The 17,065-nt window shown below is 60.9% G+C and carries 14 protein-coding genes; 10 read left to right on the top strand and 4 right to left on the bottom strand.

Annotated elements, in window-relative coordinates:
* Window positions 1–6 precede the first annotated feature (6 nt).
* The 6 genes from DK391_RS27470 to DK391_RS27445 all read left to right on the top strand — a co-directional run bounded on the left by DK391_RS27470 (window position 7) and on the right by DK391_RS27445 (window position 8,463).
* The gene (locus tag DK391_RS27470) at window positions 7–1,038 is read left to right on the top strand and encodes a LysR family transcriptional regulator (protein ID WP_109481160.1); all 1,032 of its coding nucleotides are present in this window, start codon (window positions 7–9) and stop codon (window positions 1,036–1,038) included.
* Between the two features lie 129 nt (window positions 1,039–1,167).
* Window positions 1,168–1,956, top strand: coding sequence for an alpha/beta hydrolase fold domain-containing protein (locus tag DK391_RS27465; RefSeq protein WP_109481187.1), 789 nt, complete (start codon window positions 1,168–1,170; stop codon window positions 1,954–1,956).
* Window positions 1,957–2,148: 192 nt separating this feature from the next.
* Window positions 2,149–3,324, top strand: coding sequence for an efflux RND transporter periplasmic adaptor subunit (locus tag DK391_RS27460; protein WP_109481159.1), 1,176 nt, complete (start codon window positions 2,149–2,151; stop codon window positions 3,322–3,324).
* 18 nt (window positions 3,325–3,342) lie between these two features.
* Window positions 3,343–6,615 carry a multidrug efflux RND transporter permease subunit gene (locus tag DK391_RS27455; RefSeq protein WP_109481158.1) on the top strand — a complete coding sequence of 1,091 codons (3,273 nt, stop codon included), beginning with the start codon at window positions 3,343–3,345 and terminating at the stop codon, window positions 6,613–6,615.
* 11 nt (window positions 6,616–6,626) lie between these two features.
* Window positions 6,627–8,171, top strand: coding sequence for an efflux transporter outer membrane subunit (locus DK391_RS27450; RefSeq protein WP_109481157.1), 1,545 nt, complete (start codon window positions 6,627–6,629; stop codon window positions 8,169–8,171).
* Window positions 8,172–8,244: 73 nt separating this feature from the next.
* A complete protein-coding gene (locus DK391_RS27445; RefSeq protein WP_109481156.1) occupies window positions 8,245–8,463 on the top strand; it encodes a hypothetical protein in 219 nt (72 codons plus the stop codon).
* Window positions 8,464–8,525: 62 nt separating this feature from the next.
* Here DK391_RS27445 and DK391_RS27440 read toward each other — a convergent pair whose 3' ends face one another.
* Together DK391_RS27440 and DK391_RS27435 are read right to left on the bottom strand one after the other, a co-directional pair.
* The gene (locus DK391_RS27440) at window positions 8,526–9,488 is read right to left on the bottom strand and encodes a LysR family transcriptional regulator (protein WP_109481155.1); all 963 of its coding nucleotides are present in this window, start codon (window positions 9,486–9,488) and stop codon (window positions 8,526–8,528) included.
* 39 nt (window positions 9,489–9,527) lie between these two features.
* Complete coding sequence (locus DK391_RS27435; protein WP_109481154.1) at window positions 9,528–11,102, bottom strand: MFS transporter; 1,575 nt, start codon at window positions 11,100–11,102, stop codon at window positions 9,528–9,530.
* A 337-nt stretch (window positions 11,103–11,439) separates the two neighbouring features.
* Between DK391_RS27435 and DK391_RS27430 the strand changes: the two genes are divergently transcribed.
* The 3 genes from DK391_RS27430 (at window position 11,440) to msrB (ending at window position 13,882) form a co-directional block, all read left to right on the top strand.
* Window positions 11,440–12,102 carry a gamma-glutamylcyclotransferase gene (locus DK391_RS27430; RefSeq protein ID WP_109481153.1) on the top strand — a complete coding sequence of 221 codons (663 nt, stop codon included), beginning with the start codon at window positions 11,440–11,442 and terminating at the stop codon, window positions 12,100–12,102.
* Between the two features lie 287 nt (window positions 12,103–12,389).
* The gene (locus tag DK391_RS27425; RefSeq protein ID WP_109481152.1) at window positions 12,390–13,031 is read left to right on the top strand and encodes a glutathione S-transferase family protein; all 642 of its coding nucleotides are present in this window, start codon (window positions 12,390–12,392) and stop codon (window positions 13,029–13,031) included.
* Between the two features lie 398 nt (window positions 13,032–13,429).
* A complete protein-coding gene (gene msrB / locus DK391_RS27420) occupies window positions 13,430–13,882 on the top strand; it encodes a peptide-methionine (R)-S-oxide reductase MsrB (RefSeq protein ID WP_109481151.1) in 453 nt (150 codons plus the stop codon).
* 30 nt (window positions 13,883–13,912) lie between these two features.
* Here msrB and DK391_RS27415 read toward each other — a convergent pair whose 3' ends face one another.
* Complete coding sequence (locus tag DK391_RS27415) at window positions 13,913–14,416, bottom strand: MOSC domain-containing protein (RefSeq protein ID WP_109481150.1); 504 nt, start codon at window positions 14,414–14,416, stop codon at window positions 13,913–13,915.
* A gap of 114 nt (window positions 14,417–14,530) precedes the next feature.
* Here DK391_RS27415 and DK391_RS27410 point away from each other — a divergent pair, with 114 nt between their 5' ends.
* Window positions 14,531–14,851 carry a hypothetical protein gene (locus DK391_RS27410; RefSeq protein ID WP_109481149.1) on the top strand — a complete coding sequence of 107 codons (321 nt, stop codon included), beginning with the start codon at window positions 14,531–14,533 and terminating at the stop codon, window positions 14,849–14,851.
* 31 nt (window positions 14,852–14,882) lie between these two features.
* On the opposite strand, the gene DK391_RS27405 is transcribed toward DK391_RS27410, so the two are convergent.
* A complete protein-coding gene (locus DK391_RS27405) occupies window positions 14,883–16,163 on the bottom strand; it encodes a DUF445 family protein (RefSeq protein ID WP_109481148.1) in 1,281 nt (426 codons plus the stop codon).
* Window positions 16,164–17,065: the final 902 nt, after the last annotated feature.

Below are 17,065 nucleotides of genomic sequence, written 5' to 3'. Positions count from 1 at the left end.
GGAATCATGGACAAACTTCAAGCGATGCAGGTCTTTACGCGAGTGGTGGACTGCCACAGTTTTTCCGGGGCCGCCGACGCGTTGCAGATGACCCGGTCGTCGGTGACGACCATCATCCAGAACCTCGAATCGCATCTCAAGGTGCGGTTGCTGAATCGCACGACGCGGCGCATCAGTCTGACGCCGGACGGCGCAGCGTATTACGAAAGATGTTCCCGGATTCTCGCCGATGTCGAAGAATCGGAAACGTCGTTTTCCACGGCGATCTCGCCGCGCGGAAAACTGAAGGTGGATATGCCGGGCTCGATCAGCCGGCTCGTGATCGTTCCCGCGCTGGACGACTTCCACGCACGCTACCCTGATATCGACCTGATGCTGGGCGTCAGCGACAAACCCGTCGATCTCGTCCAGGAAGGGGTCGATTGCGCGATACGCATGGGCCACCTGCCCGATTCGACGCTGGTCGCAAGACGGATCGGCGCATCGGAATTCGCGACCGTCGCGAGTCCGGAATATCTGTCGCGGTACGGCGAGCCCCAGTCGCTCGCCGATCTCGATGGACATATCGCCGTCAATTACTTCTCCAGCAGAAACGGGCGAGTGATCGACATGGACTTCGTGGTGGACGGCAAGCCGGTTGGCGTTCGCATCCGTTCCAAGCTTGCAGCGAACGACGGCGACGCGTATCTGCAATGCGGCCTGCAAGGACTGGGACTCATCCAGGTGCCGTACTTCTTTGCGTTGCCCCACATCCAGACGGGTGCGCTCGTCGAGGTGCTGGGTCAATGGCGTCCCACGCCTTTTCCCATATGGGCCGTCTATCCGCAGAACCGGCATCTGTCGCCGCAGGTGCGTGTGTTTGTCGAATGGATCGCCGAGCTGTTCGAAGATTGCCGCCTGCTGCGCAAAGGCGCCAGCGCGCCTGCCAATCACGAACGCATCAGCGCTCCCGACACCGCCCAGCAACGCTACGCGTCCATTCACGCGATCCCGCCAGCGAGCGACAGCGAGCGCAACCGTGACGTCGTGCAGATGTAGCTGCAGACAATTCGCCACTAGCGAATTGTCTTATCGAAACGCCGGTATTTATTGGCGCGAACGCGTTACGGACAATCCGGGTTCGACAGCATCACGCTCACCATTCATTCGCAAAACCCAGAACTTCTGATGAAGCACGCTTTGGACATTACGGACGTCACGGTCGCAGGACACGCGCAGGACATCACGTTGCGCAGCTATCTGCCGTCTTCGCAGACCGCACTGCCTGTCGTCCTGTATTTTCACGGCGGTGGCTTCGTCAAAGGCGGTCTTCTGGATACATCGAAGCCCGCATCGATGTTTGCGGCCAGGATTCCCGCATGGGTCATCGCAGTGGGCTATTCGCTCGCTCCTGATTTTCCCTTTCCTGCAGCCACCGAAGACGCCTATATCGCGCTCGAATGGGCTGCAAACCGCGCGCATCACTATCACGCCGATCCGCACCGCATTGCTGCCGTCGGACACGATGCAGGCGGCAACATTGTCGCCGCGCTGGCGGCCCTGGCGCGCGACCGCGGCCGCCATCGGCTCGCTGCGCAGGCGCTGCTCGCGCCATTGCTCGATCCCTCCATGACGAGGCTGAACGAGGCCGGCCATTCCGTAATGGACGACCTGGCGCTCGAAGAGTGTTCGCGGTCGTACCGCGCCTATCTTCCGCGCGCAACCCAGCGAGTGCATCCATACGCGGCGCCACTCGAATCGCGACGGATGGCTTCGTTGCCCGCGACGTTGATTGCGAGCGCCGAACGCGACCTCGTGCGAGCAGACGGCGAAGCCTATGCGCGCGAACTCATCACAGCCGGCATTCCAGTCGAAGTGACGCGCCATGGCGGGGTAACCCATGGACAGATCATCTCTCACGCACCGGCGCTCGACGATGTCATGACGTTCCTGCGAAAGAAGCTGCAGACGCGTTAGCACATCGGACATTGTCGCTCCGAAGGATACAAAGAAACCGCTGTTCCCACCTTTATAACCAGAATCACGGAGTCCATACTCCCGTCAACGCTGATGTCCCCAACGGGCCACGAAGCACAGGCGGGCATGAACAGACACGCAATCTATCCGGTTCCTGAAAGACCACTTTGAATCATTAAGGAATGCAAACATATGAACACCAATCGCAAACGATTGACCGTCGCGCTAGGTGCTTTTGCCGTTGTGGGCGCTATTGCAGGTTTTGGCCATCTCCGCGGCTCCGATACCGGTCCCGTCAATACGGCCAGTGCGGCTGACGCGCCGCCGCCCGCCGTCGGTGTCGACGTGGCAACGGTTCTTTCGCAGTCCATTACCGACTGGCAGAGCTATTCCGGACGCCTTGAGGCCGTCGATCATGTCGATGTGCGTCCACTCGTGTCCGGCACCATTGTCGCGGTGCACTTCAGGGACGGCGCACTCGTGAAGAAGGGCGATCCGCTCTTCACAATCGATCAGCGCCCTTACCAGGCTGAAGTCGATCGCGCCGCTGCGCAACTGGCGGCGGCGAAAGCGCGCGCTACCTATACGTCCACGGACGCGGCCCGTGCCGAGCGTCTGCTCGCCGACAACGCTATTGCAAAGCGCGACTACGACGAGAAGCAGAACGCTTCCCGCGAAGCGACGGCGGCCGTCAAGGCAGCGGAAGCCGCCCTCGAAGCCGCGCAGGTCAATCTCGGCTACACGGCAATCACGGCACCTGTCACGGGCCGCGTGTCGCGCGCCGAACTTACGGTGGGCAACGTGGTATCGGCGGGTGCCAACGCGCCGCTGCTCACCACGCTGGTGTCGGTGTCGCCCATCTATGCATCGTTCGATGTCGACGAACAAACCTATCTGCAATATCTCGGCCGCGACCGCAACACCAGCGTGCCCGTCGTGCTCGGACTCGCGAATGAAGACGGCTACTCGCGCAAGGGCGTGATTGCCTCCGTCGACAACCGGCTCGACACATCGTCGGCGACGATCCGCGTGCGGGCCACCATCGACAACGCGGACGGCGCGCTGGTCCCTGGGCTTTATGCACGTGTCCGCGTGGGCGGCGGTGATGAGCACGCCGCGATTCTCATCGATGACGCCGCCGTCGGCACGGATCAGGCCAAGAAATACGTGCTCGTCGTGGACGGCGCGAACAAGGTCCAGTATCGCGAAGTCAAGCTGGGTGGGCTGCACGACAACCTGCGTGTGGTGAGCGCCGGCCTCAAGGCAGGCGAGCGCATCGTCGTGAACGGCATGATGAAAGCGCGCCCGAACGACACCGTGCAACCCCACATGGTCAACATGGCTGACGCCGCGAAGTCTGCCACGTAATCGCCTGGGAAGATCATCATGAACATTTCGAAATTCTTCATCGACAGGCCGATTTTTGCGGCCGTTCTGTCGGTGGTGATTTTGCTCGCGGGCTTTATCGCGCTGACGAAGTTGCCAACGGCAGAATATCCGGAAGTGGTGCCGCCTTCCGTGGTGGTGCGTGCGCAATATCCTGGCGCGAATCCGAAGGTGATCGCCGAAACCGTTGCGTCGCCGATCGAAGAGCAGATCAACGGCGTCGAAAACATGCTGTACATGCAGTCGCAAGCCAACAGCGACGGCGCGATGACGACCACTGTCACATTCAAGCTCGGCACCGATCCGGACAAGGCACAGCAACTCGTGCAGAACCGCGTGACGCAGGCCATGCCGCGCTTGCCGGAAGACGTGCAGCGGCTGGGTGTGACGACGATCAAATCGTCGCCCACACTCACGATGGGCGTGAACCTCGTGTCGCCGAATGGCCGCTACGACCTGACTTATCTGCGCAACTACGCGCTCATCAATATCAAGGACCGCTTCGCGCAGGTGCCGGGTGTCGGTGAAGTGGCGATGTGGGGCGCGGGCGACTACTCGATGCGTATCTGGCTCGATCCGACCAAGGTCGCGCGTCAGAACATGACGGCCACCGACGTCATCCGGGCGATCCGCGAGCAGAACGTTCAGGTTGCAGCGGGCATCGTCGGCGGTGCGCCGATGATGACGAACGTGCCGATGCAGCTAAGCGTGAATGCGCAGGGACGCCTCAAGACGGAAGAGGAATTCCGCAACATCATCCTGAAGACTTCCGCCGATGGCGGCGTCACGCATCTGAGTGACGTCGCGCGCGTCGAAATGGGTGCCGCCGAATACGCGCTTCGTGCGCGTCTCGACGGCAAGCCGGGCGTGCAGCTCATCATCTTCCAGCAGCCCAACGCCAACTCCCTGCAGATTTCCGACGACATCCGCCGCATCACGGCAGAACTGCAAAAGGACATGCCCGAAGGCGTAAAAGCGGAAATCGTCTACGACCCGACGCAGTTCGTGCGCGAAAGTATCGACGCCGTCGTGCATACGCTGTTCGAAGCGATCGTGCTCGTTGTCATTGTCGTGATCGTGTTTCTGCAGACATGGCGCGCTTCGCTGATTCCGCTGCTGGCCGTGCCTGTTTCGATTGTCGGCACGTTCTCGCTGATGCTCGCATTCGGCTTCACGATCAATGCGCTGTCACTGTTCGGCATGGTGCTCGCGATCGGTATCGTGGTCGACGACGCCATCGTGGTGGTCGAGAACGTCGAGCGCAACATTGCCGCAGGGTTGACGCCGCTCGAAGCCTCGTATGAAGCGATGCGCGAGGTCAGCGGTCCGATTATCGCCATCGCGCTGACACTGGTGGCCGTGTTCGTGCCGCTCGCGTTCATGTCCGGCCTCACCGGGCAGTTCTACAAGCAGTTCGCGATGACGATTGCGATCTCGACGGTCATCTCGGCGTTCAACTCACTCACGCTCTCGCCAGCGCTCTCCGCGCTGCTGCTCAAGAGCCACCATGCACCGAAAGACTGGCTCACGCGCATGATGGACCGCATCCTCGGACCGTTCTTCAACGTGTTCAACAAGGTCTTCAATCGCGGCTCGGAAGCCTATGGCAAGGGCGTGGGCAGCATCATCAACCGCAAGCTCGCCATGGTGGTGGTGTACGGCGTGCTGCTCGGCGCGACGGTGCTGCTTGGCAAGATCGTGCCGGGTGGTTTCGTTCCCGCTCAGGACAAGGATTATCTCGTCAGCATCCTGCAATTGCCGCCGGGCGCATCGCTCGATCGCACCGAAAAAGTGGTCGCGGAGATGGGCGAAATGGCGCGCAGCCAGCCTGGCGTGGTTCATTCGCCTGAGTTCCCGGGCCTGAATGTGACGGGTTTGATGAACTCGTCGAGCAGCGGTCTGGTGTTCCCGGTGATGAGTCCGTCGAAGCATCGCGGCAAAGGCGAATCGGCGAATGAGATCGTCGCCAATCTGAATAAGGAATACGCAGGCATCAAAGACGCTGTAATCGCGACCTTCCCGCCGCCGCCCGTGTCGGGTCTCGGCACCATTGGCGGCTTCAAGCTGCAGATCGAGGACCGTGGCGCGCTGGGCTACGAAGCGCTGAACAAGGCCGTGCAGGATTTCCTCGCAGCGTCGGCCAAGGCGCCCGAACTCGGGCCGTCGTTCTCGAGCTATCAGATCAATGTTCCGCAACTGAATGTCGAACTGGACCGCGAGAAAGCCAAGCAGATGGGTGTGTCGGTGACGGACGTATTCGACACGATGCAGATCTATCTGGGTTCGCTGTATGTGAACGACTTCAACAAATTCGGCCGCGTGTATCAGGTGCGTGCTCAGGCCGATGCGCCCTTCCGCGCCAACGCCGAAAGCATCCTGCAACTGAAGACCCGCAACGACAAGGGCGACATGGTGCCGCTGTCGTCGCTGGTGAAGGTCTCGCAGACGTTCGGCCCGGAAACGGTGATCCGTTACAACGGCTTCCTCGCTGCCGACATCAACGGCGGCCCGGCGCCCGGCTATTCGTCGGGTCAGGCCATGGCAGCCGTCGAGCGCATCGCGAAGCAGACCCTGCCGCGCGGTATCAAGTTCGAATGGACCGACCTGACGTACCAGCAGATTCTCACGGGTAACGCAGCAATCTGGGTATTCCCGATCAGCGTGCTGCTGGTGTTCCTCGTGCTGGCTGCGATGTACGAAAGCCTGACGCTGCCGCTCGCGATTCTGCTGATCGTGCCGATGAGCATTCTGTCTGCGCTGTTCGGCGTGTGGCTCACACGCGGCGACAACAAGATCTTTACGCAGATCGGTTTGATGGTGCTGGTGGGGCTGTCGGCGAAGAACGCCATTTTGATCGTCGAGTTCGCGCGCGAACTGGAAATGCAGGGCCGATCGATCGTGCAAGCCGCCATCGAAGCTTGCCGTCTACGCCTGCGTCCCATTCTGATGACGTCCATCGCTTTCATCATGGGTGTGGTGCCGCTCGTCATCTCGACGGGTGCAGGCTCGGAGATGCGTCGCGCGATGGGTATCGCCGTGTTCTTCGGCATGCTCGGCGTCACGTTGTTCGGTCTGCTGCTCACGCCCGTGTTTTACGTGTTGCTGCGCAAGCTCGCAGGCGGCAAGCAGTTGACGGACAAACACGGTCATCACCCGCACATTCACGGTCCCGACGATCACGACGGCGGCGGACGTGGCGGTCAAAGTGGCTCAACGGGTGCTGGCCGCGCAGTGACGGACGCGACTGCGCGTGAACCCGCGCTCCAGGACTAAGGAGAACAAACATGACAACCTCGTTCTGGAAGAACGGATTCAGCGGTTCGGCGCTGCTGGGCGTGCTGCTGGTGCTCGCCGGCTGCTCGCTGGCGCCGAAGTACGAAGTGCCGACGACACCGGCGACAGCCTTCAAGGAAACACCGTTACTGCCGCTCACGGGCGAAGAACTGGGCACGTGGAAGACGGCACAGCCGTCCGAAGATATGGCACGCGGCGAATGGTGGAAAGTGTTCGACGATGCCCAGCGCAACGATCTCGAACGGCAGGCGCTCGACGCCAACCAGAACCTCAAGGCGGCCGCCGCGCGCGTGAAGGAAGCGCGCGCGCTCAACCAGGCGGCGCGCGCCGGGTTGTTCCCGAGTCTCGACGCGGGCTTCGGTCCGACGCGCCAGCGTGTATCGGCGGCCTCGCTGTTCGAGCCGGATGGCACGAGTGTGCCGCAGCAGACCTTCTGGCGTGCGCAGGCAAGTGCATCGTACGAAGTGGATCTGTTTGGCCGGGTGGCATCCAGCGTCGATGCAGCGAAAGCCGACACGCAGCAAAGCGAGGCGCTGTATCGCTCGGTGTTGCTCGCGCTGCAGGCCGACGTCGCGCAGAACTACTTCGCGCTGCGCGAGCTCGATGCCGAGGCCGATGTATTCGCTCAGGCCATCTCACTGCGCGAACAGGCGCTCAAACTCGTGAGCCGCCGATTTACGGAAGGCGAAATCACGGAACTCGACGTGCAACGCGCGACGGCCGACCTCGCCTCCGCGCGTTCGGACGCGATGACGGTCGAGCGCCTGCGCGCGGCGTCCGAGCACAGCCTCGCGGTGCTGCTCGGCAAGGCACCAGCCGAGTTTTCGATGACGGCCGATCCGTTGCGGCCGGTCAATCTGCGCGTGCCGCCGGGATTGCCGTCTGCGCTGCTCGAACGCCGTCCCGATATTGCCGCAGCCGAGCGGGCCATGGCCGCCGCCAACTCGCGCATTGGCGTCGCGAAAGCGGCCTTCTTCCCTTCGCTGACGCTCACGGGCACAGGCGGGTTTGAATCGGCGACGATCGGCGATCTTTTCAAGTGGAGCAGCCGGGCATTTCTGCTGGGGCCGCTTGCCGGCACTGCGCTGAACATCCCCATCTTCGATGGCGGCCGACGCAAGGGCAACCTCGCGAATGCGCGCGCGATCTACGAGGAAGATGTCGCGAAGTATCGTCAGCAGGTACTCGTCGCGTTTCAGGAAGTGGAGGACAACCTGTCCGACATGCGCATCCTGGAGACGCAAACCCGGACACAAGACGACGCCGTGAAGGCTTCCCAGCGTGCTGCCGACCTTTCCAGCCGACAGTACGCGGAAGGCGCGATCAACTATCTCGATGTGCTGGACGCGCAGCGCACCGTCTTGCAGGCGAAACGGTCTGCGGTGCAACTCCAGGGCGTGCAGGCTGCTGCGACCGTCAATCTGATTCGTGCGCTGGGTGGTGGGTGGGGTGACGTCGTGCCTCAGACCGCAGTGCCTGCTATCGGCGAATCTTCATCGTCGAATGCGACACCAACAGCGGCACTGCAAAAGTAACGGCATCGTTTGCAAGCAATCAAAAAGCCCGCTCCAAAAGAACTTTTGGGCGGGCTTTTTTCAGGGAAGTACGATGAACCGCGCGTTAAACGAAGCTCTCACGGCGTTGATCAGCTGGTTTTATCGCGTTGTCAGCAGACAGTTGCTCGACTTCGAAGAGAGCAGCATCGCGCATATTGCACGCGTCGCGTTTCTCGCTTCTCTTGCTTACTTTGGATTGGCGTTTGTCGGTGTCGTCATTGCTGTTGCGCTATCGCTGACGACCGCACTGGGCAGGATGTGCTTCTTTTAGCGGCGCCTGCGCGAACGCAAGGCGTTAAAGGAAGATCAGTCGAATGGATTTCTAGACCCGCATCAGGCGTGCGCCTTGCGATCGTTTCGCTGCAACGTTTCTGCAAGATGATTGACGACGGCCCGTGTTTTCGCGGCCATCTTCTGACCTAGCGAGATGATCGCGTGAACGGGCGGCCCGTCGACATCCGTACCCGGCAACACATGAACGAGCCTGCCGCTTTGCACGTAGGGAAGCGCGACCCTGTCGTGAATCTGGGCGATGCCAAAGCCTGCCACGGCCGCTTCGACGAGTGCCTGCCCGTCGGTCAATGCAAGCACAGGCTGCGGAGAATATTCGCGCACGGCATCGCCGTCCTGCAGCGACCACGAACGCAAGCGGCCCGTCGGACCACGAAAGACAATGGCATCGTGCGCAGCCAGTGCGCCGATGTCTTTTACGTCGCCTCGACGTCGAAGGTAGTCGGGCGACGCATACAGACCGAGACGAAGATCGCACAGCTTGCGAACAGTCAATTCACTGTCATCCGGAAGCGCGCCGATCCGCACCACGACATCCCAGCCTTCGCCGATCGGATCCGACATGCGGTCAGTCAGCGCGACTTCCAGTGTGATCTTCGGGTACTTCTCTCGCAGCTCGATGAAGCTGGGCAGAAGAAGCCGGCCAAACCCCGCCGGCAGATCGATCTTCACGCGTCCAACCGGCTCGGAGCGCCGCGTCGCAAGCTGCTGCTCCGCCTCACGAAGACCATCGATTGCCTGTCGTGCAGCGTGCAGATAGGTCTCGCCATCTTCGGTGAGGCGGACCGCGCGCGTTGTGCGCTGAAAGAGCCTGGTTCCCAGGCGGGCTTCCAGCCTCTGCACCGCTTTCCCGACGTTGGACTTGCTGCTGCCGATTTCCTCGGCAGCACGCGTGAAGCTTCCGGCTTGTGCGACGGCAACGAAGACCGCGATCTCGTTGATGGGCGCATCGGTGCGCTCGCTTGTCGGACGGCCGTATTGGCCGGGGATGGGTGAATCAGACATTTTTCGTGTCCTCACGGTAGACGTGCGCGAACGCTCCCGCTACGCGTTGACGGCGTCCATGACCTTTTTGTTGCCGGCGCCGGCATCCTGGTCGTCATCGTGATTCGGTGTGCGGCTGAGAAATGCGAACGTCGCGACCGCCGACAACAAGGTGATGACGATCAGCACATGCAGCAGGCTCGTGAAAGCTTGTGCATAGCTCAACGAGATCGCTCGGCTCGAGGCTTCGGGCAGAATCGCTGCGGCGTGCGTCATATCGCCTGCCGTGATGTGCTGCGCCGCCTGGGCAATTCGCGCGCTAACCTCCGTGCTGCTATCCGTCACGACGCGTTGCAGGCTGGTGTGTGCCAGCGCAGCGAGCACCGCCGTCGCAATGGCGAGCGCAATGCCTTCACCGGCTACGCGCGTCGTGCTGAAAATGCCCGCCGCCATGCCTGCGCGTTCTTTCGGCACGACGCTGACCGACAATCCATCCATCAGCCCCCAAGGCATGCCTGCACCGACGCCGATCACCAGCATCGGCAGGATGAGGGCGACTCTCGGGCCGCCAAAGTCGACAAGGCTCAGCCAGTAGAGTCCTGCTGCCGCAATCAGAAAACCGATACCCGATAGCACGCCTGCTGACAGCCAGCGCGTAAAGGAAGCCACCAGCATCGGGACGACGAGCATCGGCGCCGACAGCGCGATCATCAACAGGCCCGCATCGATTTCGCTCAAGCCTTCAGCGCCGATGAACCGGAGCGGCAGCATGATGATCAACACGATGTAGCAATAGCAGGTTCCAACCGGCAGCATCTGCACGCCGACAAAGCGAGGATAGCGAAACAGGCTGAGTTCGAGCATCGGGCGTTTGACGCGACTCTCGATCACCACGAACGCGACCAGAAACACCGCCGACAAGACCAGCAGCGTCACCACGAGCGGGCTTCCCCAGCCGCTACCGGGCGCCTGAATGACGCCGAACGTGAACAACACGAGCGTTGCCGTGAAAGTGATCGTGCCGGGATAGTCGAGACCCGTCGCGCCAGGGTCGCGCGTTTCACGCATGCGCGGCACGCCGAACACGAACGCGACCACGCCGATGGCCGCGATGACCATGAAAATCGAGCGCCAGCCGAAGTGTTCGATGAGCGCGCCTGCCATCAGCGGACCAAACGCGAGGCCAATGCCGAAGCTGGTGCCGAGCATGCTGAACGCGCGCGTGCGCGCATGACCGTCGAATTCCTGAGCAAGGGAAGCAGCGCCACTCGACAGTGAGGCAGCCGCGACGACGCCTTGCGCGCCACGCAGTATGTCGAGCCAGAAGACGGAAGGCGCGAAGCTCATCGCCGCCGAAGTGAGAATGAATCCGCCCAGGCCATAGACGAACAGCTTCTTGCGGCCAAACTGGTCGGCGAGTGCGCCGGCTGCCATCAGCAGACTGCCGAAGGTCAGCATGAACGCGTTCGTGATCCAGGTGAGCGACGTGGCATCGCCGCCGAGGTCGCGTCCGATGGCGGGTGTGGCGACAGCGCCGCCCGAAAATGATAGCGGCAATACGAGTGCGGCAAGACACACCGCTGCGAGGATAGGCAGCTTGTTGCTCTGCGCGCCGTTTGGACTTGCGAGATTCATGGGTAAGCCGTTTCCGTGAACAGGAGAACCGAGGGCGCCATAGCGGACGCCCTCATCAGATTGAGTGGGTGCGCCATTGTGTCGCCGGCAAACCTCTCGATAAACAGCGCTCCAGTGTTCAGTGCGTCTCCCATCGGGCGACAATGCGGCCACGGCTGTGGCGTCGCCGATTGTCGCTGTTTAACGGACGCTCAGTTTCCAAACCGCGGGTTTATCCCGCGCGCAGACCGGCCCATACTCGAACTATCGGACTGGATATTCCAGCATTTATGTTCGAGCCTTCGTTGACTGGTTCAGTCCAGCGTGAAACGTGGCTCACTCGCACCGGGAAACACCCATGCTAAACCGCGAAGCGATCTGTTCAGGGGCTTACCTCGAAAGCTTCAATTCGCTGCCGCGCGACATTCTCTGGACACAGGCCCAGATCGACGCGTCGCTTGCGTCGACGATGGCGAAGCGGCCCGACTCGGGCGATGTGTGGGTCTTTGCTTACGGTTCGCTGATGTGGAATCCCATTTCCGCTTTCGACGAGCGCGTCGCGGCTACGCTGTCGGGTTGGCACCGCAGCTTCTGCATCCGGCTGATTGCGGGCAGAGGAAGCGAGTCTCAGCCCGGCCGCATGCTTTCGCTCGAACCCGGCGGAACCACGGAAGGTGTGGCGCTGCGCCTGCCGGCCGCGACGCTCGACGAAGAACTCCGGATTCTCTGGACGCGCGAAATGGTCACGGGCGCTTATACGCCCACATGGCAAACCGTCACACTGCGCACGGGGGAACAAAAGACGGCGCTCGCTTTCGTCGCCGATCCGGCGCAATCGCAATACGAGCGAAACTCGCGGGCATCGGACATCGCGCCTGTTATCGCGCTCGCGCACGGGTCGATCGGATCGAATGCCGATTATGTGTTCAAGCTGCAGCAGGCGCTTCTCGACTGCCAGATGCAAGACCCTTACATCGACGAGATCGTTGCAGAACTTGGGCTGCAGTGTCGCGAAGCCTGAGCGTCGATCCGCGTCGGACTGACACCGCACTCCCTTCCTCCCCGAAACCGTAGCAATTGCCAACTTCGACTCGGGCCGCGTTGACGCGGCCTGCTTGCGTCTGTCGGCTCGCTTGCTTCCTCACGCTCAAAAAGCTCGCGCCAATTGTCTCCGCTGAAGCGACGGATTGACGCCGGAGCGAGCGTTTATCGCGCCACAGAAAATCAACATACTTCGTTCAACGGTGGCGGAAACGATGCCTCGATTCACCGCCGGCCTGATTCGCCCACTTTCAAGGAACGATAACCATGAAGCTCTACATTGCCAAAGCAACGTGCTCGCTTGCAGCCCAGACCATTGCGAACGAACTCGGCCTCACGCCCGAACTGATCCATTTCGATGTCTTCGGCAAGTCCACGTCGAACGGCTCGACGTTCGCCGATGTGAACGAACTGCTCTACGTTCCGGCGCTGGCGCTGGAGAACGCGGACGATGACATCCTGACGGAGACGGTGACGATCACGTCTTACCTCGCCGACCAGCATCCCGACGCGAATCTGATTCCCCTTCGCGGGACCATGGAACGCGTGTTCATGGATCAGTTGCTGACGTTCCTCGCAACCGAAATCGCACAGAAGCACATTCCGCTGATGCGCAAGCTGATGACGCCGGAAGGCATCGCGTTCCACACGAACAAGCTGTTGACTGCATATGGCGTGCTGGACAAACGCCTCGCCGACGGCCGACCGTATCTGACGGGTAACCAGTTCACGGTCGCCGATGCCTACGTGTGGGCGACGATGTGGCACGAGCGCTCAGGCGTCAAGCTCGATCATCTGAAGAATCTGATGGCGTATGTTGCGCGCGTCGAAGCGCGTCCGTCTGCGCAGAAAGCGCTCAAGGACGAAGCTGAAGTTGTGGCTCGCCATGAGGAACTGCTCGCGGCGTAATCGCAGGCTGGATATCGCTCGACATCGAGGCCGAAAGCAATTGCGGCTTTTTTTATGCTCGATTTTTATTGACGTATAGGTTTATACATTCGCTTTGCAATCCGAACTAATTTTTAACGCTACCGTTCAGCGACTAAAAACCACGATGGCAAATCGAATCTTGCCTTGTCCAATTGAGCCGGATCTGTGCACGTCGGCGGGTTGAAAGCAGCACCCGACCTGCAACCCGATTCTCTCCGCTCGCGCCCGCTGCAAACAGCGGAACATTTGCGTATCCTTGTGCCTGTCGACACCGCCCATATATACGAGTGCCCGTCACCGGCAGCGCTGGAAACGGGCCGTCAGACTTGTTCGGCCAGCGTCATCGCTGGCTGCGCCAATCAAGGAGAGATGCACACATGGCCGCGTATGAAAAAACACCGGAAGCATTGGCCCGACTCACCGCCGAACAGCGTCGGGTGACCCAGGAAAGCGGGACGGAACGTCCGTTCTACAACGAGTTCTGGGACAGCAAAGACGCAGGCCTGTATGTCGACGTCGTGTCGGGCGAGCCGCTGTTCACCTCGCTGGACAAATTCGACAGCGGCTGCGGCTGGCCGAGCTTCACAAAACCGCTCGAAGACCAACACGTCGTCGAATTGCGCGACATGACCCACGGCATGATCCGCACGGAAGTCCGCTCGAAGCATGGCGATAGCCATCTCGGCCACGTGTTTCCGGACGGTCCGCGTGAAACGGGCGGCTTGCGTTATTGCATCAACTCGGCGTCGCTGCGCTTCATTCCTGTGTCGCAGCTGGAGGCGGAAGGCTACGGCCAATACCGCAGCCTGTTCGAAGTAGCAAAGAAATAACGCACGTCACTTCTGACGATATCGAAAGCGCTAGCCCGCCACGGGCAGCGCTTCGATCACGTCGCCAATCCCGATCGTGCCGCCCGTCACGACTCGCGCCGTAATGCCGCCGAAGCCGCGCACCGCGTTGTATCCACCCACGCCCAGCACTTCCTCCATGCGCGAACATGGGTGACATTCGCCAGTGGTTTGCAGCACGGCATCGCCGATTCGAAACTGGCGGTCTTTCAGCGCCATCAGATTGATTCCTTCCGTGACGATGTTGCGCCGCAAGTCCAGCGCGGCGACATCGCTGCGGCCCAGATGGCTGGCGATGCTGCGCAGGCTCTCCGCCTGAATCAGCGTCACCTGGCGCGCGCCGGCGCGGCTCGTGTAATGATCGCCGATCAGCCCGCTCCCAGCGTCGATCAGCGCGCGCTCGACGGCCGACATCGCGACTTTTCGCCGCGGCCGGACACCGATCCAGACGACCTTGCCGGGATGAACCGGCCCGTTGAGGAGGCGCGCGAGCGGCGACGAAGGGTTGAGCGGCATAGGTGTCCCGCGAATTCGTGTGGAGTGGATTCGAGCCGACAGCCGTGCGCGTCTGGATGGGTCGCGGCCGCGTCCGTCTTTATACTATCGCCCATCTGATCACAGGAACCGGAAATGAAACGAGCAGTAGCCGCGGCGGCACTCGCCGTCTGCCTCGCGCAACCGTCCATGCCGACGTTTGCGCAGACGGTCGCCGACCAGTGTTTTGCGATCGGCGATATAGCGGGACAGGTCGCCTCATGGCGACGTCACAAGAAGACCAAAGAGCAGGCGCTCGCGCAGGCGCAGACGTATTACAAGGATGCATCGGATCGTCAGGCGGTCACGGCGGTGATCGATCGCGTGTACAGCGGCGCTCCGATGACGCCGGATCAGGCCGAAATGATGTTCACGCGCGAGTGCGCGCAGCAGAAGCAGCCGACGGGCGCGCAATAGTCGCCGCGTTCGCGCTGGCGTTCATGTCCTGCTACCAGATATGCAAGGGCACGAGCGCGAAAAGCTTCGAGCTTGCGTAGAGCAGCAAACCGATGCATCCGCCGACGATCGTCACGTTGATGCGGATGTACTGCAAATCCTTGCCGATATTCAGTTCGATCTGCTGCGACATGTCGCGCGAGTCCCAGTTTTTGACGGTATCGCTGATGTGGCGCGTGAGGTAGCCCGAAACATCCGGCGCCATGGCGCGCGCCGCGTCTTCCATGTGCTGGTTCAGCGAGCGGCGCAGCGATTCGTCCTGAGCCAGTTCCCGGCCGATCCACTGCCCCATCGCGGCCACCTTTGCGCGCAGCACGGAATCGTCGCGCTCGAGATCGCGCCGCAGCCAGTCACGCAGTTGGCCCCATAAATCTTTCACGTACAGCGACAGGTTCTCGCTGTCCTTGATGTAGCGCTTGATCTCCTCGCCTTTCTGCAGGAATGCCGGGTCGGACTTCAGTTTGACGACCAGACGCGCGGCTGCGTCGTCGAACTTGTGCCGCAGCTTGTGGCCGGGATCCTCGCTCACGCGCAGCAGCATGTTGTTCACCGTGTCCGCGACGATATTCGCGCCGGTTTCGCCGAGCATGTCGGACGGCATGAACTTTTCGAGCGTCGGATATTCGCGCTTGAACCAGTCGACGATCTGTTCGGCAATGAAGGTGCGCACGCCCGGTTCGCGCAGCAGCGCCATCAGATGGTCGATGCCTTCGTCGAGCAATTGCTGGTGACGACCGTCGCGCGTCAGCGTATCGAGGACGGAACCCGTCGCCTTCGACAGATCGACCTTGTCGAGCATGGCATCCAATGCATCCTTCATGAAGCTCTGAATGCGGGCATCGTCCAGCAATCCGAGGATGCCGCCCGTCAGTTTCACCACATAGCCGCCGAGTCGCTGCGTGTTCGCTTCGACGCTCAACCAGTTGGTGATGCTCTGTGCCGGATCGTGCTTGCGGATCAGGCCGGCGATCGACGATTCGTCGAGAAACTTCTCGCGCACGAACAGCGCGAGGTTGTCGGCGATCTTGTCCTTGTTCTGCGGGATGATCGCCGTGTGCGCGGCGACGCCGGGAATCGGCACACGACGGAACAACGCGACGACGGCGAACCAGTCGGCGAGCGCGCCGACCATCGCGGCTTCGGCCACGGCCTTGATGGCGCCGATCCAGGCATCCTGCCGCATGAGCACCGTTGCAACGAAAACGGCCGTGGCGATCAGCAGAAGGAGCGTCGCGCGGCGTTTGGCGCGTTTAAGTTCGACTTCCTTGTTCATTGCGAGGTTGCGTGATTGAGGATCAGCGTGTTGACGCAGTGCAGTGCGTTTTATGCCTGACGCGTTGACTGGGCGCGATGCCTTCGTCGTCAGGTGAAAAACGATGGGGTTTTGCGGCGCGGCTCCAGCTTGAAGATAGCCGACATGGCTGTTTGTCGGTGTTTATGCTGGATCGACGTCTTTTTCGACGTGAAACCGTAGCAAATACGACACGCTACGTATCGAATGATACGGATTGATGCGTTTCGTTTGGAAAAGCGGCAAAACCGGCGCTGGACGCGAAATATCTCACTCCGAGGCTGGTAATGCGTGAAACATTCGTCGAAGGATCTGCTAACTCATTGCATTATAAAGGTTTCTTCGCTTGCGTGGATTTCTTAAGGTTGTTTCACGGATTGCGCTGCAAGTCTTTGCTAGCAAATGGTTTTTGGGTAAACAAATGCTTTGGACGGTTTTTAGGGGCGATAGGCGGGTTGTTGGGCGGTGGGTATGCCTTTGGACGTCGCAAGGCGGTTGGGCGGCTGGGAGCGGGTTTCTGTGGGTGAATCGGGGTGATGGCGCGGAGCGCTGAAATTGTAGCGGAGCGTTATTTTTCAGTATTACTGATTGAATTTTGAGATGGACACTGGAATGCTGTATGGGTTCAACTTCGGCGTTCGCATCGCGCGTGACGGATGGGGGACGGTGGGACTTTCGCGTATCTGGTGTGATTTATTCAGCGCTGGGGTGCAGAGAAACTGTCGGGCTATCAATCTTGGAATTTGGTCGACGACACGCGGCGTGTGCCTGTGGTCGGCGCAGTCCTGGACGCCTCTGCTCTGCTCTGCTCTGCTCTGCTCTGCTCTGCTCTGCTCCGAACTCATCGACTCCGCTCTCAACTGCTGTGATCTGCTGTCCTTAGA

The organism is Paraburkholderia sp. C35, from assembly GCF_003121405.1.
In the GTDB taxonomy this organism is placed as follows: Bacteria; Pseudomonadota; Gammaproteobacteria; order Burkholderiales; family Burkholderiaceae; genus Paraburkholderia.
This window is presented reverse-complemented; position numbering and strand designations above follow the sequence as displayed.

Excerpts from the sequence above, each read along its gene's own strand:
- DK391_RS27440 (WP_109481155.1), bottom strand. The coding sequence starts at position 9,488 with ATGTCTGATTCACCCATCCCCGGCCAATACGGCCGTCCGACAAGCGAG.
- DK391_RS27435 (WP_109481154.1), bottom strand. The coding sequence starts at position 11,102 with ATGAATCTCGCAAGTCCAAACGGCGCGCAGAGCAACAAGCTGCCTATC.
- DK391_RS27415 (WP_109481150.1), bottom strand. The coding sequence starts at position 14,416 with ATGCCGCTCAACCCTTCGTCGCCGCTCGCGCGCCTCCTCAACGGGCCG.
- DK391_RS27430 (WP_109481153.1), top strand. The coding sequence starts at position 11,440 with ATGCTAAACCGCGAAGCGATCTGTTCAGGGGCTTACCTCGAAAGCTTC.
- DK391_RS27425 (WP_109481152.1), top strand. The coding sequence starts at position 12,390 with ATGAAGCTCTACATTGCCAAAGCAACGTGCTCGCTTGCAGCCCAGACC.
- msrB (WP_109481151.1), top strand. The coding sequence starts at position 13,430 with ATGGCCGCGTATGAAAAAACACCGGAAGCATTGGCCCGACTCACCGCC.
- DK391_RS27470 (WP_109481160.1), top strand. The coding sequence starts at position 7 with ATGGACAAACTTCAAGCGATGCAGGTCTTTACGCGAGTGGTGGACTGC.
- DK391_RS27460 (WP_109481159.1), top strand. The coding sequence starts at position 2,149 with ATGAACACCAATCGCAAACGATTGACCGTCGCGCTAGGTGCTTTTGCC.
- DK391_RS27445 (WP_109481156.1), top strand. The coding sequence starts at position 8,245 with ATGAACCGCGCGTTAAACGAAGCTCTCACGGCGTTGATCAGCTGGTTT.
- DK391_RS27455 (WP_109481158.1), top strand. The coding sequence starts at position 3,343 with ATGAACATTTCGAAATTCTTCATCGACAGGCCGATTTTTGCGGCCGTT.
- DK391_RS27405 (WP_109481148.1), bottom strand. The coding sequence starts at position 16,163 with ATGAACAAGGAAGTCGAACTTAAACGCGCCAAACGCCGCGCGACGCTC.
- DK391_RS27450 (WP_109481157.1), top strand. The coding sequence starts at position 6,627 with ATGACAACCTCGTTCTGGAAGAACGGATTCAGCGGTTCGGCGCTGCTG.
- DK391_RS27410 (WP_109481149.1), top strand. The coding sequence starts at position 14,531 with ATGAAACGAGCAGTAGCCGCGGCGGCACTCGCCGTCTGCCTCGCGCAA.
- DK391_RS27465 (WP_109481187.1), top strand. The coding sequence starts at position 1,168 with ATGAAGCACGCTTTGGACATTACGGACGTCACGGTCGCAGGACACGCG.